The 20,153-nt window shown below is 59.3% G+C and carries 19 protein-coding genes; 10 read left to right on the top strand and 9 right to left on the bottom strand.

The window, feature by feature from the left end:
• Positions 1-13 precede the first annotated feature (13 nt).
• Positions 14-790: a glutaminyl-peptide cyclotransferase gene (locus AC1DOP_RS22245; RefSeq protein ID WP_477253407.1), complete on the bottom strand. Its 777-nt coding sequence runs from the start codon at positions 788-790 to the stop codon at positions 14-16.
• A 230-nt stretch (positions 791-1,020) separates the two neighbouring features.
• Here AC1DOP_RS22245 and AC1DOP_RS22240 point away from each other — a divergent pair, with 230 nt between their 5' ends.
• Together AC1DOP_RS22240 and AC1DOP_RS22235 are read left to right on the top strand one after the other, a co-directional pair.
• Positions 1,021-1,446, top strand: coding sequence for a DUF7684 family protein (locus AC1DOP_RS22240; protein WP_441935164.1), 426 nt, complete (start codon positions 1,021-1,023; stop codon positions 1,444-1,446).
• A gap of 239 nt (positions 1,447-1,685) precedes the next feature.
• Positions 1,686-2,702, top strand: coding sequence for an XdhC family protein (locus AC1DOP_RS22235; RefSeq protein WP_477253405.1), 1,017 nt, complete (start codon positions 1,686-1,688; stop codon positions 2,700-2,702).
• 1 nt (position 2,703) lies between these two features.
• Here the strand turns inward: AC1DOP_RS22235 and AC1DOP_RS22230 are convergent, their stop codons facing one another.
• Positions 2,704-3,285 (bottom strand): LysE/ArgO family amino acid transporter, encoded by a 582-nt coding sequence (locus AC1DOP_RS22230; RefSeq protein WP_477253403.1) that lies wholly within the window; start codon positions 3,283-3,285, stop codon positions 2,704-2,706.
• Between the two features lie 138 nt (positions 3,286-3,423).
• Here AC1DOP_RS22230 and AC1DOP_RS22225 point away from each other — a divergent pair, with 138 nt between their 5' ends.
• Positions 3,424-4,314 (top strand): LysR family transcriptional regulator ArgP, encoded by an 891-nt coding sequence (locus AC1DOP_RS22225; RefSeq protein WP_441935161.1) that lies wholly within the window; start codon positions 3,424-3,426, stop codon positions 4,312-4,314.
• Here AC1DOP_RS22225 and AC1DOP_RS22220 read toward each other — a convergent pair.
• The gene (locus AC1DOP_RS22220; RefSeq protein WP_441935160.1) at positions 4,242-4,709 is read right to left on the bottom strand and encodes a hypothetical protein; all 468 of its coding nucleotides are present in this window, start codon (positions 4,707-4,709) and stop codon (positions 4,242-4,244) included. The two genes, AC1DOP_RS22225 and AC1DOP_RS22220, sit on opposite strands and share 73 nt — an antisense overlap.
• 76 nt (positions 4,710-4,785) lie before the next feature.
• Here AC1DOP_RS22220 and AC1DOP_RS22215 point away from each other — a divergent pair, with 76 nt between their 5' ends.
• Positions 4,786-5,145 carry a MerR family transcriptional regulator gene (locus AC1DOP_RS22215; RefSeq protein ID WP_477253400.1) on the top strand — a complete coding sequence of 120 codons (360 nt, stop codon included), beginning with the start codon at positions 4,786-4,788 and terminating at the stop codon, positions 5,143-5,145.
• 96 nt (positions 5,146-5,241) lie between these two features.
• Positions 5,242-5,880: a beta/gamma crystallin-related protein gene (locus AC1DOP_RS22210; protein ID WP_477253398.1), complete on the top strand. Its 639-nt coding sequence runs from the start codon at positions 5,242-5,244 to the stop codon at positions 5,878-5,880.
• A 20-nt stretch (positions 5,881-5,900) separates the two neighbouring features.
• On the opposite strand, the gene AC1DOP_RS22205 is transcribed toward AC1DOP_RS22210, so the two are convergent.
• Positions 5,901-6,344: a hypothetical protein gene (locus tag AC1DOP_RS22205; protein WP_477253396.1), complete on the bottom strand. Its 444-nt coding sequence runs from the start codon at positions 6,342-6,344 to the stop codon at positions 5,901-5,903.
• A 219-nt stretch (positions 6,345-6,563) separates the two neighbouring features.
• On the opposite strand from AC1DOP_RS22205, the gene AC1DOP_RS22200 reads away from it, so the two are divergent.
• The 4 genes from AC1DOP_RS22200 to AC1DOP_RS22185 are packed head-to-tail and all read left to right on the top strand — an operon-like array spanning position 6,564 to position 13,850.
• Entirely contained in the window at positions 6,564-9,278 is a 2,715-nt protein-coding gene (locus AC1DOP_RS22200; protein WP_477253394.1) for a type VI secretion system Vgr family protein, read from the top strand.
• A 7-nt stretch (positions 9,279-9,285) separates the two neighbouring features.
• On the top strand, positions 9,286-10,230 hold the full coding sequence (locus tag AC1DOP_RS22195; protein ID WP_441935155.1) for a DUF4123 domain-containing protein: 945 nt from the start codon (positions 9,286-9,288) through the stop codon (positions 10,228-10,230).
• 18 nt (positions 10,231-10,248) lie between these two features.
• Positions 10,249-13,113, top strand: coding sequence for a T6SS effector BTH_I2691 family protein (locus AC1DOP_RS22190; RefSeq protein ID WP_477253392.1), 2,865 nt, complete (start codon positions 10,249-10,251; stop codon positions 13,111-13,113).
• Complete coding sequence (locus AC1DOP_RS22185; RefSeq protein WP_441935153.1) at positions 13,113-13,850, top strand: putative type VI secretion system effector; 738 nt, start codon at positions 13,113-13,115, stop codon at positions 13,848-13,850. Before AC1DOP_RS22190 ends, AC1DOP_RS22185 begins: the two co-directional genes overlap by 1 nt.
• A 57-nt stretch (positions 13,851-13,907) precedes the next feature.
• Here the strand turns inward: AC1DOP_RS22185 and AC1DOP_RS22180 are convergent, their stop codons facing one another.
• Together AC1DOP_RS22180 and AC1DOP_RS22175 are read right to left on the bottom strand one after the other, a co-directional pair.
• The gene (locus tag AC1DOP_RS22180) at positions 13,908-15,323 is read right to left on the bottom strand and encodes a hypothetical protein (RefSeq protein ID WP_441935152.1); all 1,416 of its coding nucleotides are present in this window, start codon (positions 15,321-15,323) and stop codon (positions 13,908-13,910) included.
• An 8-nt stretch (positions 15,324-15,331) separates the two neighbouring features.
• Positions 15,332-15,595, bottom strand: coding sequence for a PAAR domain-containing protein (locus AC1DOP_RS22175; protein ID WP_441935151.1), 264 nt, complete (start codon positions 15,593-15,595; stop codon positions 15,332-15,334).
• Positions 15,596-15,772: 177 nt separating this feature from the next.
• Between AC1DOP_RS22175 and AC1DOP_RS22170 the strand changes: the two genes are divergently transcribed.
• On the top strand, positions 15,773-16,108 hold the full coding sequence (locus AC1DOP_RS22170) for a hypothetical protein (protein ID WP_477253389.1): 336 nt from the start codon (positions 15,773-15,775) through the stop codon (positions 16,106-16,108).
• Positions 16,109-16,220: 112 nt separating this feature from the next.
• Here AC1DOP_RS22170 and AC1DOP_RS22165 read toward each other — a convergent pair whose 3' ends face one another.
• Genes AC1DOP_RS22165 through AC1DOP_RS22155 form a run of 3 tightly spaced genes read right to left on the bottom strand, consistent with a single transcriptional unit; the run spans position 16,221 to position 20,152 of the window.
• Positions 16,221-17,168 (bottom strand): hypothetical protein, encoded by a 948-nt coding sequence (locus AC1DOP_RS22165; RefSeq protein ID WP_441935149.1) that lies wholly within the window; start codon positions 17,166-17,168, stop codon positions 16,221-16,223.
• 47 nt (positions 17,169-17,215) lie between these two features.
• Entirely contained in the window at positions 17,216-17,608 is a 393-nt protein-coding gene (locus AC1DOP_RS22160; RefSeq protein WP_441935148.1) for a hypothetical protein, read from the bottom strand.
• Between the two features lie 57 nt (positions 17,609-17,665).
• Positions 17,666-20,152 (bottom strand): type VI secretion system Vgr family protein, encoded by a 2,487-nt coding sequence (locus tag AC1DOP_RS22155; protein ID WP_477253386.1) that lies wholly within the window; start codon positions 20,150-20,152, stop codon positions 17,666-17,668.
• Position 20,153 lies beyond the last annotated feature (1 nt).

Raw genomic sequence — 20,153 nt, 5'->3', positions numbered from 1 at the left:
GCGTGAAGCCGGCTCAGCGCCGGATCTGGACCAGCTCGATCTCGAACAGCTTCGGCCACAGCTTGCCCGTCACATAGAGCTTGTGGTGCTTGTCGTCGTATGCGATGCCGTTCAGGACCGCATCCACATTGCCCGTGCCGCGCTGGGCCGGCGGCAGCAGGCCGGTGAGGTCGATCCAGCCGACCACGTTGCCGCTGGCGGGGTCGATGCGCGCGATCACGTCCGTGCCCCAGACGTTGGCGTACAACTCGCCGTCCACCATCTCGAGTTCGTTGAGCTGGACGATCGGCTTGCCCTCGGCCGTCACACGGATGCGGCGCCGCTCGTCGAGCGTCTTCGGATCGAGGATGCGGATCTCGGCGCTGCCGTCGCTCATGTAGACGTTTTTCGCATCGCTGGCCAGGCCCCAGCCTTCGCCCTTGTAGTTGAAGCGGCCCTTCAAGGTGAAGGTTTTCGCATCGAAGATGAAGCCGACGTTCGACTGCCAGGTCAGGTTGACGATGGTGTTGCCGACCGGAGTCGAGCCTTCGCCGAAGTATTCGTCGGCCAGCTCCTTCTTCTGCAGCACTTTGCCGGTCTTGAGATCGACCCGGCGCAGCGAGGACTGGCCCTTCTGGCCGGTACTCTCGAACAGCTGGCCATCCTTGATGAACAGGCCCTGGGTAAACGCCTGTGGGTCGTGCGGGTAGGTGTTCTTGACCACGAAGCCATAGACGGGAATGGCGGCCTGGGCGAAGTTCGTGCCCGCAAGGAGGGCGGCGGCAAGCGCGAAGGATGCGGATTTCTTCAAGGTGGAGACTCCTGGATCGGTGACGGCAAAGAACCTGTCCCGGTGGGCGGGGGGACGCGCATGGCGATGCATGGCAAGCGCGGGCAAGGCGCGAGGAGGCCGCATGGCGAGCCATGCAACGACGAGCAACGCCGCCCGCGCTTGTCAGGCGCGCCAGGAGCGACTCCCGCCTACCCGGACAGGTTCATAGTATGCCAGCAACGCGCTGCCGATGTTAAGCTTGCGCCATCATGCAAAAGAAGATCCTCACTTACCTGCAGCTGCCGCCCGGCGGCGAAGCACCCGCCCTCGACCACCTGTCTCCCTTCCTCGCCATCGTGCTGGCCGAGGAAGAGGTCACGGAACTCTGGCAGGCGGAGATCAGCCGCTGGCTGGTGGCGTCAGGCTGCCGTTACCTGCTGGCCTGGGGCAAGGATTGCGAAGCCTGGCACGACATGGTCGAGGATGCGGCGCTGGAAGCCTTCGACTACGAGGACGTCCCCGAGGAGCACAAGGTGATCGCGACCTGGCACGAGGACGAGGACCGCGAAGAAGTGTTCTGGTTTGCCAAGCACCGCGCGGCCCACCCCAGCCACAGTTTCAAGGCCACCGTGATCCTCGATATCTCGGCGCGCAACCGGAGGGACGAGATCGAGGCGGAGTACACGGACGCCTAAGTACTTGGCCAGAAATAAATGTGAATTTTGGCAAACAGAACCGGATGCGGTGCAAGGCGGCGAGTGCGCCGCAGTGCGAGCACTGCAAGCAGGAGCCAACGCAGCAACGCGCCGGTTCTGGCAGCCAAAAACACATTTATTTATGGGTAAGTACTTAGGCCCAGCCGTCCGGAGCGTGTTTTCGTTTTGCGTTAGCATGCGGTCTGCAATCGCTTCAACACGCTGGAAAAGGAAACGGAATGGACAGTATCGACCTCGAAGTGCTGCACGCCTGCGCGCAATGGATCCGTGACGGCGTCCCGTGCGAGTACGTGACCGTGGTGCGCACCTGGGGTTCGAGCCCGCGGCCGGAAGGCGCGACCATGGCGATCCGCGCCGACGGCCTGGTGGTCGGTTCCGTCTCCGGCGGCTGCATCGAGGACGACCTGATCGCGGCGGTGCGCGAGCATGGCATCACGCGGACCAGGCCGGAAGTGGTCACCTACGGCATCTCGGCCGACGAAGCCCACCGTTTCGGCCTGCCCTGCGGCGGCACGATCCAGCTGGTGGTCGAGCCGCTCGGCCCGCACAGCCGCATGGATGAACTGCTGGCCCTGGCCCAGCGCCGCGTGCTGAGCCGCCGCACCCTGGACCTGGAATCCGGTGCGGTCGAGCTGTCGTCGGCATCGCCCGACGACCAGCTGCGCATGGCGGACGGCAGCCTGGTGAGCGTGCACGGGCCGCGCCTGCGCATGCTGATCATCGGCGCCGGCCAGCTGTCGCAGTTCCTGGCCCAGATCGCGATCGGACTCGAATACCAGGTGACGGTGTGCGACCCGCGCGAGGAATACCGCGGCAGCTGGAGCCTGCCGGGCGTGGAGGTCGTGCATGCGATGCCGGACGACCTCGTGCTCGAGATGAAGCTGGACAGCCGCAGCGCCGTGATCGCGCTGACCCACGATCCCAAGCTGGACGACCTGGCCCTGATGGAAGCGCTCAAGACCGACGCCTTCTACGTGGGCGCGATCGGCTCACGCGTGAACAATGCGCGGCGCCGCGAACGCCTGCGCGAATTCGACCTGAGCGAAGAACAGATCGCCAAGCTGCACGGCCCGATCGGCCTGTATATCGGCAGCAAGACGCCCTACGAGATCGCGGTGTCGATCCTGGCCGAGCTGACCGCGGTGAAGAACGGGGTCGCGCTGCCGGCCCAGATGTCGGTGGAAGGCGGCAAGGAATTGGCAGGGAAGCTGCCTCCCGATCCGCTGGCCGCCTGAATCAAGCTTCTCTCAGCAGCAGCACGGCCAGCACCAGCATGGTGGTGCCCGTGAAGGCTTCGATGGCGCGCCACACCGCCGGCCGTCCCAGCACGAAGGCGCAGCGGCGCGCGCCCAGGCCGAGCAGGGAAAACCACAGCAGCGAAGCCGTCATCGCACCCGCCGCGAAAGCGCCGCGGTGCCCGGCCGCCAGGCTGCCGCCGACCGCGCCCAGCAGCACCACGGTATCCAGGTAGACGTGGGGATTCAGCAGCGACATCGCCATTACCGTCACCAGGGCGCGGCGGGCGGTGGGCGCCTGCTGTCTCTCGGCCGCCGGTCCGGCGCCGGCGCCGCGCCAGGCGCTCGTCCAGCAGCGCAGGCCGTACCACAGCAGGAACAGGGCGCCGCCATGGCGCGCCGCCGCCAGCAGCCATTCCGAGGACTCCACCAGCTGCCCGAGCCCCGCCATGCCGAGCCCGATCAGGGTGACTTCGACCAGGATGCAGGCCGCCACCGTCAGCCCCACGTGCCGGCCGCTGACGCCGGTGCGGATTACGTGCGCGTTCTGGGCGCCGATCGGCATGATCAGGCTCGCGCCCATGCCCAATCCCTGTAGAAATACCTGCTGCGAAAACATGTTCGTTGATCCTCGATGCGTCAATATCGAGAGGATCAAGGTTCTGCGGTGAATCTTCAATTACATTAACGAAATCTAAGCTATCGTAAATTTCGCTAATCTATGAAGATCGATCCGCGCCGCAGCGAAGCCTTCCTGGCCGCCGTCGACAGCGGCAGCCTGGAAGCGGCCGCCCACCAGCTGAGCATCACGCCCTCGGCGGTGTCGCAGCGCATCTCGGCGCTCGAGCACGACCTCGGGACACCGCTGCTGATCCGCACCCGTCCCTGCCGCCCGACCGCGCCCGGCATGCGCCTGCTGCAGTTCCTGCGCCGGCGCGCCCTGCTGGAAGCCGAGTTCCTGGCCGAGGTCGAGAACGACGAGCTGCCGGTGCGGGTGCCGCTGGCGGTCAACAACGACACCCTGGCGACCTGGCTGCTGCCCGTACTGGCGCCGGTGCTGGCCGCGGAACAGCTGCTGGTCGAATTCGTGCTGGACGACCAGTGGCACACGTTTACGCTGCTGGAGCAGGGCCGCGCCCTGGCCTGCATCTCCGGCGAACCGGAGCCGATGCGCGGCTGCACCGTGACGCCGCTGGGCATCATGCGCTACCGCCTGGTGGCATCGAAGGACTTCGCGCGGCGCTGGTTCCCCGGCGGTTTTACGCGCGAGGCCGCCAGGAAGGCGCCGGTAGTGGTGTTCGACCGCAAGGATTCCCTGCAGGCGGCCTTCCTGCTGCAGCACTTCGGCCTGCCGGAAGGGGCGTATCCCTTCCACTACGTGCCGGCCAGCGATCCCTTCGCCGACGCGATCCGGCTCGGCCTGGGCTATGGCCTGCTGCCGCTGGAACAGTGTGCGGAACTGCTGAAGACCGAGGTGCTGGTCGACCTGACGCCCGACCTGCACCTGGACGTGTCCCTGCACTGGCATGCCTGGCGGATTCAGCCGCCGAGGCTCGAACGCATGGGCGCGGCACTGGTCAAAGGAGCGCGCGCGGTGCTGTTGCCATCCTGAGCGGCCGCCTCGTCGACGGGCAGCCATTGCACCACACCCCAGATAAATTCGGGCACTACGAACAGCCACAGCAGCGGCGCGCCGGTGTGGACAAGTGCCCAAGTCATCCACATCGAAAACAGGAAGCGGCCGACGCCGTCGTAGCGCCCGTACAGCGCCGCCGTCGCATGCAAGCGCAGCACGCTCCAGACCAGCACCACGCTGCCCATCATGCAGGCTAACAGGATGTGGAAGGGAGAAAAGGCCGGCAGCGCGGCGCCGCCCAGCCACTGGTTCACGGCGGACAGGTGCTCGTGCGCCAGGGCGAAGGTCCAGGGCGTGGCGAAGCAGGCGGTGAGCAGCAGATCGTACCAGGCGCTGGCGCGGACGATCTTCAGGTAGGTTTTCAGGTTCATGATATCTCCTTGGGTTGGTTCCAGAGATCATCAACCGTGGAGTACACTCCAGGGTCAAGCCCTTATGTGAACGCCCATGAAAATCGGAGAACTGGCATCCGCCACCGGCCTGAGCCGGGATACCCTGCGCTTCTATGAAAAGCGCGGCCTGCTGCAGCCCCGGCGCCGCGACAACGGCTACCGGGATTACCCGCCCGAGGCCGTGCAATGGCTATGCTACCTGCGCAGCGCCCAGCAGCTCGGCTTTACCCTGGCCGAGATCGAAGCCGGGATGCCGCTGCTGGCGACGCCCGAGAGCTCCGCACAGGAGCTGCAAGAGGCGCTACGCCGCAAGCTGGCCGACATCGACGCCCGCATCGCCGGCCTGACCATGCTGCGCGCCGAGCTGGCGCGCGAACTGGACGAGCCGGGCGCCGCCTGTCCGCTGCAGCAGTAGAAATTTGTTACAAAGCCATGTCCTCGTGCTACTCTCCTGCCGCGTTGAATACGCAGGCGCCGGCATGGGCGCACAGAACGCATCGATGGAGATCACATGAAACGCCTGTTAGCTGCCGCCGCCGTGCTGGCCACCTTTGCCCACGCCGCCTTTGCCGGCGAGATCACGCTGTTCACCGATAGTAACTTCCGCGGCCCCAGCGTCACCATCAACCGCGACGCCTACAACCTGGCCGACATCGGCTTCAACGACCGCGCCTCGAGCATCATCGTGCGTTCGGGCGTATGGCAAGTCTGCGAGGACAGGGATTTCGGCGGCTACTGCGCCGAGTTCGGCCCCGGCGAATACCGCGAACTGCCGCGCTTCAACGACAGCATTTCCTCGCTGCGGGAAGTCTCGCGCGGCGGCCGCGGCTACGACCGTGACGACCGCCGCGGCGGCCCGGGCTGGCGCGGGGACCGCGACGAGCGCGGCGGCCCGCGTGGCGGCGACGCCGTCCAGCTGTTCTCCGGCCAGCGCTTCGAAGGCCCGGCCGTCAGCCTGTCCGGCGATTTCCGCTCGCTGAACGACGTCGGCTTCAACGACCGCGCCGGCTCCATCATCATCTACGAAGGCCGCTGGGAATTCTGCGAACATGGCGACTTCCGCGGCCAGTGCGTGGTGTACGGCCCGGGCCGCTATCCCTTCCTGGAAGGGATGAACAACCGCATTTCGTCGATGCGCCGCGTGCGCTGAGCTCTCTGAGCGTTACGCGCTCAGGAAAAGACGCCGCTGCGCGGAGCGGCTTCGCCTTCAAGCAGCGCGCGCAGGGTAAAGCGCAAGGGGTAAATGCCGCCGGGAGGCTTGCCGAGCTCGCTGGCGGTGCTGGTCTTGTACCTGAGCGGCGTTTTCGCGCCGTGCGCGGCATACACGTAGGCGCCGTCGGCAAGCAGGCCGGCGCCATCGAACGCGATCTCCTCATCGGTCGACAGGGCAACGACGCCGACGAAAGGCGTGCCGTCGGCGGCCACGAAATCGGCCGCAACCGATAGCGAAAGCGCGTCGCGCGGGATCGTGGCGCGTTCGAGCGGCCGGATCCAGGTCTCGTCCTGCGCGTCGTCCGCCTCCTCATCCATGGCAAATTCCCAGATCGCGAACGCTTCCAGATCCTCGGAAGTGAGGGCATCGATCGGTTTGCGGGTCTGCAGTGTGGTTTCCATCGATGTTCACTCCTGATGAATTGATGAATGGATGGTGGATGACGACGCGGTCCAGGCCGGTGGCTGGGTGCGGGCATCCGAGCAGTGTAGAGCGGAAATGGCAAGGTTGCAATAGGGCAACTATGGATGTTCTGGCCTGAATCAAAGCGTCTTGCGAGCAGTCAATAGAGTCCAAGTAAATCCGGCTTCAAATGCTTCCGTTACCGCCCGGGAGCATTCATGCCTGCACAATTTTCTGCCTTCTTTTCCGACACCACCCAGACAAGCCGCCTGCTGCGCCTGCACACGTGCCTCGGTCCCGACCGGCTGCTGGCCGAATCGATGCGCGGCGAAGAAGCCATCGGCGAAGGGTATGCGTTCACGATCACTGCCCTGTCGCTGGATGCCGGCATCCCGCTGCGCACCCTGATCGGCCAGCCGGCCCTGCTCGAGCTGCTGACTGTCGACGCCGGCATGCCGCGCCCCTTTCACGGCTACCTGGCGGCGGCGGAACTGAACGGCGCCAATGGCGGCATGGCCCGCTATACGCTGAGCCTGCAGCCATGGAGCGCCTTTCTGGCGCATACCCGCGACAGCCGCATCTTCCAGGACATGAGCGTGCCCGACATCGTCGACACGGTTCTCAAGGCCTGGCAGGGACGTGGCCGGCTGGCTCCCGACTGGCGTTTCGATCTCGCCGATCCCGGCAGCTATCCGAAGCGCAGCCTGACCACGCAGTACCAGGAAAGCGACCTCGCGTTCATCGAGCGCCTGATGAGCGCGGAGGGCCTGTTTTATTACTTCGAGCATGAAGGCGATCCAGGCAGCCCGCGACTGGGCAGTCATCGGATGGTGATCGCCGACCACAATGGCGCCTTCCTCGCCAACCTCCAGTCGGCCGTGCGCTACACCCAGCCGGGCGCGGTGATGAAGGAGGACAGCATGGACCGCTGGCGCTGCGAAGTGCGGCAGCAGACGAATGCGATCGAACTCGCCAGCTGGGATTACCGCAGTCTCGATCGCCGTCCCGTCTTCTCATCCTCGATGCGCGCAAGGGAAGAGGAACTGGCGCAGCGCGACATGCCGGGACAGTACGCCTATCCGAACCGCAGCCACGGCCAGCGCCTGGCCGACCGCCGGCTGCAGGCCCTGGAAGCGCGCTGCGAGGTCTTCATCGGCGCCGGCACGGTACGCACCCTCGCGCCGGGAACGACATTCACGCTGTCGGGCCACGCCGTGCACGATGCGGAAGACGAAGACAAACGCCGCGTCCTCGTCACCCGCGCGCGCCACCTGATGCATAACAACCTGAGCGCCGAGATGAAGGCGGAGATCGCCGGTCGTCTTGGCGAGCCGCCGGCCTCGGATGGCAGGGCATACCTCGCCAGGCCCGGCGAACGTCCGCTGTACCGCAATCGCATCGACGCCATCCGCAGCAGCATTCCCTACCGCGCCTGTCCTTCATCGCATCCGCAGCCCACCATCCGCGGCCAGCAGACCGCCATCGTGGTCGGGCCGCCCGGCGCGGTCATCCACACCGACCGCGATCACCGGATCAAGCTGCAGTTCCACTGGCAGCGCGGCGCGGACGGCCACAATCGCCTGGACCATCCCCATCCCGACGGACATACGGGAGCGCCTGGCGACGACAGCGCCGGCACCTGGGTACGCGTCGCCACGCCGCTGGCGCCGATCGCCGGTGCGAACTGGGGCAGCCACGCGTTGCCGCGCGTCGGGCAGGAGGTGCTGGTCGACTTCCTGGAAGGCGACATCGACCGCCCCGTGGTGATCGGCGCGCTCTACAACGGCGCCGGCGCCCGGGACGCCCAGCACAACACCCGCAATCACGGCGCCGGTCCGGCGACCGGCAATGCGCCGCCCTGGTTCCCGGGCGAGGCCGGCGCACACGCGCATCCGGCCGTGCTGTCCGGCCTGAAAAGCCAGGCGATGCAGGCCAGCCAGCTTGGAACGAAAGCCTATAGCCAGCTGGTGTTCGACGACAGCCCCGGCCAGGCCCGCGTATCGCTGCAGCGGCATGCGAACGCCCACCAGGGCACGGCAGAGCTGAACCTTGGCCATGTGCGGCACCAGGCGGACAACCAGCGCCTCAAGACGGCCGGCCTTGGCGCGGAACTGAAGACCGCGCACGGGCTGGCCTTGCGTGCCGCGAAGGGCATGCTGCTGTCGGCGGATCGCCTGGCGGGTGGCGCGCAGATGGACGCGCGCGGGGCGTGCGGACAGATCGATGCGAGCCGGGAGTTGCAGGAGAGTCTGGCGGGAATGGCGGGTAGGCACAATGCGGCGGTAGGCGATTCACGGGATCTGCCGGCCATTACGCAGATAAAGGCTGCCGGGGAAACCATCGGTATTGATGATCACAGTGCTGTCGCGTATTCCGTGCCGCAATTGCAATTGACAAGCCCAGCAGGGATTGTGGCAATGACACCTGCCGATGTTGTGCTGGTAGCAGGTAACACCACCAGTATCAGTGCCGGGCAGGACATCAATTCGGTTACACGAAAGAGTACTTATTGGGCGACGGCGGCCGGGATCAGCCTTTTCACTTATGGCAAAGCAAGCAATAGCAATAAACCGGCTCAGGAGACAGGGATCAGGTTGCATGCGGCGAGTGGAAAAGTAAGCAGTCAAAGCACGTCGGATGAGATCCGTATGACGGCTGACAAAACGGTGACTTTCATGAGCGTCAAGAAGTCCATATCGATTTCAGGCAAGACTCATCTCTTGATGACTGCACAGGGAGCATGTCTGAAGCTGGAAGGCGGCGACATCCTGCTGCATAGCCCAGGAAAGGTGGAATTCAAGGCGAGCATGAAAGAGCTGGCGGGCCCCAAAGGCGCCAGCTCGACTTACACATTCGCGACCTCTTCCTTCAAGGGCTGTGAGCAGGCGACACGCGACGCAAGTGCACGGCAAGCAGGTACCCAAACTCTATGAGCAAGCAATGGACCAATACTTTGACCAAAGTGTTAGCAGCACTTTGCCGCAAACTCTCGAGTATCTCCGCAACCTGTTCCAAGAGATCGCGCAAGGAAAGTGCCAGCTCTGGGTTAACCCTGCCAACAACGATCCTTTCGCGACGGTGCCTTTAGTCGAGAAATCCCGTGTTCGCGTTCCGATTAGACATCCGCGATTTGACATGCGGCTTGCGCCTTATCTGGTAACGCTGGATCTGTCTCAAAGTTCGGAAAACGATATTTTTGAAGAGAGCGTAGAGATAGCGTGGCACGCATGGACTAAGGAGAGCCTTTCGGCATTTTGCGGGCAGCCAATCTCAGGGTGGGTAGCAACGCTGGCCCTGCCAAAAGCACTGGCTGCACACTGGGCACAACGCTGTTATCTACATCGCTACCAGCACTTCGGCAAACTTCTCCGTTTTCATGACCCCGGAGTGCGTGAGTGGTTGTGGTCAACACTTACGAGTCAACAGCGAGACGCCCTTCTTGGCCCTGCGGACAGCATTATCGCTATCGGACGAGGACATGTAATACAACGTCAAACCAGACCCTCAGGTCCGTCGTCAGCCACGACATTTCCCGATCTCGTGCTCGATGGCGAGCAATGGTCTCAAGTAGAGAGTTATGCGACGTTACACGCGGCGTGGCTCGCTTGGTGGAACGACTCAGACAGCTCAAAGACTTATACCCCCGGTTGGGAACGAAGCGTGTTCAAAGCGTTAAGCCATGCGATTCGGTATGGGATTCTGGATGCACAAAACCGTGAGCTTTTTGCGTTGCATGCAATGAAATTCGGAAGCGACTTTCACAGCCATCAAAGAATGCAACCGATATGGGAAAAGACGCTTGCGGGCACTTTCTACGGCCCGGCACTCGAAGAAAGATTCGCTTGTCCTGTCGAGCAATTCACACCGAATCCTTACAACCGCTGACTGTTCATACAAACTGACATGGTCTATACCAATAAAGAAAACTTGGACTGCATCAACTGTAACAAGAGTGGTCTGGCAGTCCTACCGGTCCGTTATAGCGTAATACCAAATAACGTGGACGCAGCCTTGCCGCCTACGTTAGGAAACAAGGTTACCGAAGTAAGACTCAAACACCACAAATACGCGCTCCGAACCTTGCGCCAAGGATTCCTGTACTTATTCTATGAAAAGCACGCGCATGGAACGCACATCAGATGGGAAATTTATAGCGTTTCGACGGCCGGAACCCTTTGGAAGCAGATATCGCCTGGCGCAATCGAAGCCGTCACTCAGGAACGTTGTTCACGGAAAGAGCATAGTCTTCCTGCATCAATAATTGCCATTGATTCTCCAGAGCGGTGTGGACGAGTATGGATGGCATTTTCCGAGCATGCCTGGAGTAGCGAAACGTTCAAAGCTTTGGAACAAGACGGACATCTTCGCGACCGGCGTATGCAAACCTTTGCTCCCGCTGTCTGGATCAAGGCGCGGGACTACCGTCATGGGATCGAAGCCACTGAAGCCGCGTTAAACAACATTATTGAATACAAGAGCGGCTTTCCGCTGTCTACGCTGGGTCGCAACAACGTTTCAGAGATCAGCAAGCCTGATGGGTCGTATGACAAGAACGGACTAAGAAGCTGCGCAACACGATATCCGATAACGGTCCGCCGAGACGATAAACGCAAGCTGGTCGAACTGATGACGCAGGTTGGCGAAGTAACCCACGGCCCAGCCCATGCGCCGATCGTCATCGCCCTATGGGATAGCGTAGGGATAACGCATGAACTGAACGGCTATCGCAATGATGCTACCGGATGGATTGAAAAATATGGAATAGAACGTGAGCTGGAGATAGGAGCATTAAGCGCGATTGAAGGCGCAAAGTTGGCGCTTAAGCAGCGAGAAACAAACAACGCAATCTCGGGAATAGAGGCTGGCGTATTCAAATGGGATGCTGAATTCACGCGGCGAAGACTTACGAATTATGAAGCTGCTTACCCAGGTGATGTAGCCGGCCGCGCCAGACAGGAAGATCTTTGTAAGCGCTGGGAACGTGATGCTGCAACAAGAATACCTTCAAGTATTGCAAGACGCCGCGAAAACTACGTTCGCCTTTCCGATCCGGAGTGGAAGGATGGAATGGTAGAAGTCGACAAAGTCGCCAACCAGGCGATCGCCCGAAACACAACGACCGGGAAGAGCGCAGTGGAGACGCGTGATGAACTTATTCAGGCACGAACACGTACCGCTGAGATAGAGGCAACAGAAGCGTGGTCGAAATACGAGGCCAAACTGGATACCGTTGCCCTTAAGACGTTCCGGAAGAACTATGCGAACTTTATCTCGGCTGCGGCAGCTCTAGCTGATGAGCGCACGGAAGATGTTGTCGCATGGATGAAGTCATCTTACCTACAGGACGCTCTCCTCGAGTTTCATCCTTTGAACGTTTCTGACGGCGTAGCTTTTGAGAACGCTGTGGGTGACATCATGCTTGGAATCAGCTCTAGTCCTGCAGGCCTAACCATCATCAAGGAGTGGATCAATGAAGCGAAAGCTAGTGATGGTAATTTGCTATGGCGCGCTTTTGCACTCAACCAAATAGACGGAATAAGTGCAGTTAACACTATATTAGATGAGGTAATAGCATCAAAAGAAGTTTCCTATACCGACACTGCTCTTGACGCAGTCCGAGACAGCACCAAACATCTAGCCAAGCTCGCTGACCTTTCAAAGAAGGCGCTTTCACTTCATAACACATTAAGGAAGGCTGAGGTCTACCGCGTGCCGACTGGCGGAATCGAAAAAATTCTAATGAGTGTTGGAAATCTTTTATTTCAACCTTTCTTAAAAAAACGTGCTGATTGGTTGTCCGAAAAATTGATTTTAGGCCTCTTGCTGGCTCGATCTGGCGCACAATATACAAACATTATGTCCTTATTGGCCTCTGAAGCTAAATTCGGAAGGGCCGGACGGGCCGAAACAATGTTCGCATTGCGGTTAGTACATGACGTTGCCAGTCAGAGGTCGAGCAGTGAGTTTTTAAAACTTAAACAATCGTGGGAAAAATTAGCCAAAGATGCGGATACAACTAAGGTTAACGAAAATCCACGACTAGCCGGCGGATTCAATGAAGCTAAAGAATTACGGTTCGGCATGATCGCAACGATCGTGCAGATGGTCTATGTCACCAAACTTTATCTTGATGCGGAAGCCGATCCTCAAAATAAGAAACTCCAAGGTGAGCTTTGGGCTGCTGGAATTTCCCTGAGTGCCGGGCTGGCAGATCTTGGCGCAACTGCAATTAAAGGCCTACATAACTTGAAAGATGCAGCTCCGGGATTTCAAGCATTAAAATTAGCCGGGGGTATATTAAGCGCTGGGTCCGCTTGGATAGTCGCACACCAGGATTATGAGAACGCCAGAAAAAATGGCGAAAATGGAGACACATTAATTTCATTCTTATGTTACACGAAGGTGATTTTCAGTGGAGCCGGTGGCGCTTCCTCGGTAATTACTGCCGTTTCGTACACCAAGCCGGCATTTGAAATGCTTGCCGCCAAGCTTCCAAATACCGTTATTGGTCGTAGTTCAGCAATAATCCCACGGATTGGATCGCGAGTCGCATCCAGATTATTGTTAGGTAGAGCCTTAATAATGCTTGGCGGAATATGGTTTAGCGTTGCGACTGTAGCTATTCAGTTTTTAATTTGGAAATTTAGTGACGATAAACTTCAGGAATGGTGTGAGCACTGCGCATTCGGAATCAATCGCAAGAAAAAATTATTAAGCCCAAAAAATCAAAAGACAGATTTCGAAAACGCATTGATGGAGGTAATATAATGAACTATCTTCTCCTCTCCGGCACTGTGAAAGATTTGAACATCACCAAAGGATTTGATGACCTTTCATTCCCTAGCCAAGGAAAGAAATTTGCAGGCTTAGCATCAATCGCTGCAGCTGCGACGGGCAATATTACAAGCTCCACCATACTTGCAAATTCTAGTAATGGAGCAGATGTATCGATGGAGTTCTTTACTTGTCGTGTTGATAAATTAACATTATCCGGTCGTTTCTACAAAGTTGATTTCAAAGACGGAGACAACATAGAATTTGTCGTAGTTAAAAAAGACGAGGTAAATGAAGTCTACTGCGCTCGAAATCCGACTCAACGCTTAGTTTGGTGCATTCCTTACCGAATACGGGGCCATATTGCACAAAAAAAGCATGATATTTTTTCCAGCTTAACAATATCAGCATTTTCTTCATTGGCTTTTGCACTATTCTCATATTATCAAGAATCTCGTCCCTTGGCCGATTGCTGGAGAACTGTTCTTGGATTTTCTTTCCTTTCTTTTTTTATTATATTAATCGTTAATTTTCTTTCACGATGGCCATTCTACAAATTCTCATACGAAGCAACGAGCATTTTCAAAACTTTATGCTTCAAAGATCCTTCTATGGTGGATCTTCCAAAAAACCACGATTCAGCTGAAAAAGAATTTTATGAGCAAATTGGCGAACATCGTCCATGGCAGGTAGAGCCATGGAAATATCGATATAAGGCAAATTCTTGCTAGTCAATATTTCAAAAAGGCTCACAACATACCGGCATCGATAAGGTTAATGCTCCATTTTTAATCCAATAAATCAACTTGTCGAATCAAGACTGACAGACGACGATACGGATCTTCATTACCGACACAAAGCACCGGCGCACCACGCTCAAGCGCGAAATGGCGCCCCAACGCCAGCGCAGCAAAAAATGAAACCGCACCACATCTCCCACTGGCGACGCCAACACGGACCATGTCATCCGTTTCGTCCAGCCGGGATAACCCGGCCGCCTTCAGCGCCAATAATTCGAGTACGCGGCTCGAGCGCTGCCCGGTATCGGCAATCACCATTGTCACATCGGAAGCATCGATCCCACTGCGTTTGAAGGCACGTTCCGACAATTCCCCCAGCAAGCTGGAGTCGACACGCTTGGTCTCGTCGGCCGACGAATCCAGGTGCGCTTCCTCGATTCCATCCAGTACCGCAATCGTCGAGGATTCGGCCAGGCTGAGCTGATCCGTCATCAGAAACCCGACCGCGCCTTCGCCTGGAATATGTCCATGAGGCTGCGATGACGTGAACAGGGAACCATTCGCCGCCCAGCGCGCCACCGACTCGTCGCCAATATGCGAAGCGAACGCCACGACCATGGCGATCAATGGCGCATTCTCCGCACCAGCGCTGTGAGCCAGCCGATTGATTACCGCTGATGGGGAAACATCCCCCGCAAGCGCAGGGACTTCCGTCGTCACGATGACATGGTCGCCTGGCCAGCCGTAGCGTGCCACGGTCTGCTTGAGCCATATGCCGGCCGCGCGGCCTTGTGCGACATCCCATTCAGCCGGCAATAACGGTATCAATTGCAGCCTTGCCTGCGTATCCACCTGGTACAGGATTGGTCCCGCAGCCTGTGCGGCCAGTTCGGCAACCACGGCGCTTGCCAGCGTCAACGCACGCCATTGCTCGTCATTGAACTGCAGCCCGCTCATGCCATTCAGGGCCAGCCATTCCCCGATTTCGTCCCGCAGCGCTTCGTCCACGGCGTGATTGCAGCGCGCTGCCATGATGGGAAAGCCATCCTCATCGACCAATTCTTTATCGAGATCGGCGCGCGCCTTGTTACCGGCGATGGCCGAGGCCAATTCTTCGGGCGATGCGCCATGCGGCAGCCGCAGCGAGGCCGCCAATATGGCCAGCGGACGGGTTTGCGACGGCGCGGTCGCTGCCTTTGCTGGCGTGGAAACGGTGGTAGCGGTTGGCGCGGCGGTCGGTCGGGCAATCAGCTTTCGGCCAATGAAGCCCATCAGGACCAGGCAAGCTGGCAATCCGAGCAGGTAAAACAGCAATTCGCCCGTTGCCGGGTTGGCTTTGGTCGTGCGCCAGTAAACGATCGCGCTTCCCCAGCAGGCGACAACGACAAAGGTGGCCAGAAAAAGGGATTTGAGCCAGGAAAGCAGTACGCGCTCACCGGCTGGCAAGGCAGGATGTGTGGACATCGTCGCGCTCAGATCTTGTCGGAGGTGGTTTGCTGACCTGCGATCAGGACAGCGCCGCAAGAAGTCTTGTCGCCGTCGCGCGCGGCCGGCTTGCCGTCGACGATCAAGGTCGTGTCTCCGCTGGCGATCGTGACCGTGCCGTGTTTGGAACAACTGACCTTGTCACCCATGCGTGCGATGCCGACGCCATCGATATCGCTGTATGGCGACGCTTCGATGACGCTGCCGCCGTGGGAGATTTTGTCACCGAGTCTGATCAATGGTCCTGCCATATGAATCTCCTCTCGAAATACGGTTGCTCAAAAACAAAAATACTCTTCAACACCTCACATTAATAGTGACCTGAAGCAATCGCGATGAGCTTACGCAAGCATTACCTCCTGGAGTGCTTTATCTTGGGCAACGCTTGGTCGTCGTTGAATACATTGCTCACCCTGCATGGAGGTTATATGAAACATTCGAAATTATTGATTCTTCTTACCCTGTTCGGTTCGCTGGCCGGCTGCGGAAAACCAATTCCAAAAGAAAAATCCTTATATATCGGTGAGTGGCAAGAAAAAGCGATGTATCTACTGATTACGCAAGATGGTTCCGTCAAGTACAAGCGTTTAAAGGACGGTGGCACGACCTCAGTTGACGGTCCACTCAAGGGGTTCGATGGAGACAATTTCGAAGTAGGGCTTGGACCAATCACAACGACCTTTGTGGTGAGTAAGCCGCCTTACAAGGATGGCAATGGGTGGAAAATGGTCGTCGATGGTCTGGAACTGACGAAAACGGATTAGTTCTTGGTAACTTTCGCAAAAATCGCGATCTGCGCTATGGCGTAACATATTAGTAAGCGCAGATTTCGCCCGCCACGGCAACGACGCCGCTGTTTTACTGGCGTTAACTTGATTAACGTCTCGTTGCCATATCGTTGCTCCATATTCGGTACCAAGTTTCCGGCATCACATCACCTTTTTTAAATAGCTTTCTGGAGTCAAGACGCGCAGGAGTAAAATAGAATCCAGCTTCAGGACATGACTGTCCGGCCGCGACACGTACAAGTTGGGCGGAATTGATGGCTTCGGATTTCTGAGTTTCGTATGAATCCTGTGCGCGCTCTACCAGATACCAAGTGCAATCCTTTTTTTCAAGACAGGGCTCTTCGCCATATTTTCTTAAGTCTTTCGGATCCAAAAGGTCACGAAAACCAGCAATCACATAGGCTTGAGGAGATTGTGTATGGTTAGCGCTCAAAAACTGAGCGCAACTATTCGGCAAATCGGGAACATAGATACCGTTTTGAGGCGTCTTGGCTCCAGTTTGCACCGAAATTTTTTGATTGACACGGTACGCCGGCCATTGGCCTGGAAGGTCTAAGGGCTCTGTTAAGTCTAAATAATTCGATAACTCCAAGGGCCTCCAGTACGCGCCTTCCGTAGCCGTGATATACCCTGCTCGCTTTGCTGCTTCCGTTAAAAGTCTATCGTAAAGCTCACGCTCTTCAACCGACATCCAGTCAGTTGAATAGTCCCGTCTCTGTCCTATGGCGTCATTAACTGGACCATGAGCATAACGAAGACCATCGGCATCGCCATGACTTAGCATAATGAATCCTGTGCACAGGCCCTTCAACGTATCACGAACATTCGGCAATATACGATGGTCCCAGACGATATCTGGCTGTTCCGAAAACGGCATTGATCGATATTTTGAAGGGAGATTCGATAAATATAATTGCAAGCATGATTCAACATGTCTTACCATTTTTCCCCATGTACCGCGTAATTCCGCAAAATATTCCAAAGAGCTATAACGCTCCAGCAAATGTATTTCTTGCGGATTGATCTGGATGGCCATGTTCCCTCTCTATATCGCCCAATTATTCTTTTGCACAAGCACACCAATCAAGCCATTTGCTGCTCCCAATCGTCATATCCCGATCCCGTCTTCTGCCTGGGAGAAATATGTAATTTTTCCAGGTGAGACGGATCGACGACGAGTTGAATAGCACCGCCCTCGAGGACATAGTTTGTATTTTTCATTGTTTGAGATGCTGTTATTCCTTCCCAAACATTCAATCTAGGACCCGGTAGGACAGTGTAAGTGATGAATTCACCATTGCTGTTCCAGTTCGCCCAAACAGCAAAACGGCGACGCCAATCGTCTTTTGATTTCAGTTTTCTGAACTCTGTTTCAGTCATCCAACAGATGCGGTTGTCTTTCGACGTAGGATCTACGATCCGATAAATAGTAGTACCTGGAGCTTCGAACTTGATTTTGTAACCGACGCCCGACATCGCTTCACCATCCACACCACGATAGTTGAGCGCAATGAAGTTATTGGTCGTGCCAGCTCAATCAGGTAACTGCGGCAACTCTGCAGCCTTGTTTGCCCCGCCCTCAAACAAATGCTGCCCACCCTTCACACTGAACTTCCCTGGGCAGGCAAACGTAATATCCCCACCCGCCAGCGTCACCGTCGCCGGCCCCGCCTGCAGCACGATCTTGTCCCTGGCCTTGATCTCGATGCCGTCGTTGACGGAAATGACCGTCACCGCCCCTTCCGCCAGGATCTCCAGCTGGTCCGTATGCGCCTGCAGCGACACCGGCCCGTTGCCGGCGATAGCCTGGATGCCGCCGCCGTGCGTGAACAGGCCTGCGGCCTGGCCGGCCACCGAGGACACCGTATGCGCCGCCGTCATGTGCAGGTTCGATTGCGTGGTCCAGTGCAGCTGCTGTCCGGCGTAGATGACGGTGGAGGCAGGCGTCGCCCAGTTGATGCCGGCGGCCGCATCCATCAGCACGATCGCCGCGCCGAACTTTTCCACCGGCTGCTCCGCATCCAGCTCGCGCATGCCCGCTTGTGCTTTCAAGGCCGGCTGTCCGCCGACCGCGCCGGCATACCTGCCTTTCGCCTGCGGATCGATCTGCTCGATGAAGTCCGCCTGCGCCTGCGCCGCCTCCTTGCTGAACAAGGCCTGCTGCTGGGAGGCCGCGCCGGCCATCGCATCGTTCAGCGAACGCGCGCCCTTGAACAGCGAGAGCGCCTCTGCCGCATCCATCTGGGTCGACGCGCCCTCGGCACGCGCACTGGTCGACAGCAGCACGCCTTCGCCGCCGCGCAGGACGGCCCAGGCATCGGTGCGCAGTTCGAAGCCGCTGCCGCGAAAGCGTCCGCGCTGGGCCGAGCCGGGCGGCTGGTCGACCAGGTAGCCGAGGTTCAGCTGGGTCGCCGCACTGCTGGTGGCCAGGCGCATGCGCAGCTGGCCCTGCGTGTCGTCGAGCTGCCACTGGTTCCAGCCGCCGCCGTCGAAGTTATGGGTGTGGATCCCGGACAGCACGCCCGCATGCTTGATGCCGGAATCGACGCCGGCCGCGAACGGCGGCGGGTCCGATCCGGTGTAGAGCTGGGCGACGATCACGGGGCGGTCGATGTCGCCTTCGATGAAGTCGACCAGCACTTCGGTGCCGATGCGCGGCGTGAACTGCGTGCCCCAGTTGGGCCCCGCCAGCGCTTCCGCCACGCGCACCCAGGTGCCCGAGCTGTCGTCGCCGGGGGCGCAGCCTTCGGGGTCGCTGTTGTGGGCCAGGCCGCCGGGGTTCGGATTGCGCCCGCGCTGCCAGGGAAACTGGATCCTCACCTGGTGGTCGCGCGTGGTGGTCGCCACCGCATCGGGCAGGCCGACCACCAGCGCCGTCTGCGGTCCGGGTGCGGTGCACGGCTGCGGCGCGGTCACCGCATCCGGGATGATGGCGGCCACGTCGCGCACGCATGCGAAGGTATTGCGGTAGATGCCGTCGATACCGGCCGGCCGCAGGTTGTTGCGCGCCTGATGGCGCACCCACAGCACGACGAAGGCGTTCTCTCCCTCCGGATAGCGCTCGTGCTGGCTCAGGTTGAACGCGTACCCGGCCGCCAGCCGGCGCACCGAGCCCGCGCCTTCGAAACGCTTGTTGTCCAGCTCCAGCGCCTGCAGCATCAGCCGGCAGTGCCGGCCGGCTTCGTCGCTGCTGGCTGCGATGCGCTCGCCGCTGCCGTCATAGATCGCCATCCCGGGCAGCTCGCCGGCATCCAGGTGGGACTGCTGCTCCGCGCCCGGCGCCATCAGCTGCGACGGATCCCAGCTGCTGATGGCGACGCCATTGGCCGCGACCTGGCGCCGCGCGCCGAAGACGTCGATGCTGTCGTCCTGCTCGGTGGCGCGCACGCCGTGGAAGCGGATGGTGTCGCCGCCCGGCGTCGCGGGCGCCGGCGCCTTGCCGTCGAAGATGAGCAGGCGGTGTCCATCCTGGTCGTGCTCGAAGCGCCAGCTCAGGCCCTCCGAGGCCAGTACCCGCATGAAGAAGGCGAGATCGCTCTCGCGGTACTGGGTGCAGACCGGGCGCGTGGACAGCGGCTGCGTCAGGTCGAAGTCGAAGCGCAGCTGTGGATAATCCATCAGCAGTTCGGTGACGATGTCGCGCGCGTTCTTGTCCTGGAAGATGTAGCTGTCGCGGCGCAGCGCCAGCAGGGACAGCGCCGGCTCCAGCCGCAGGCGGTAGCGCGCCATGCCGCCGTCCGCGCCCGTCCATGAAGCCTGGGTGCACAGGCCGTGCCAGGCGCGCCGGCTGCCGTCCGGCTGCAGGATCGCCACGCTGAGAGATTCGCCGATGAAGGGCGACAGTTCGAGATCGGCCGACACGCTCAGCGCATCGATGTCGAAGCAGAACAGTTCGTTGACGCCCTCACGGCCCGTGAAGCGCTCCACCACCAGCGATTCGGGCAGATCGCCATCCTGTGCGCTCGCAAGCGTGATGAGCCGCGCGTGCTGCCTCAGTCCTTCGCCGAAGACGCTACCCATC

The organism is Massilia sp. 01N410 (assembly GCF_056399665.1).
This window is presented reverse-complemented; position numbering and strand designations above follow the sequence as displayed.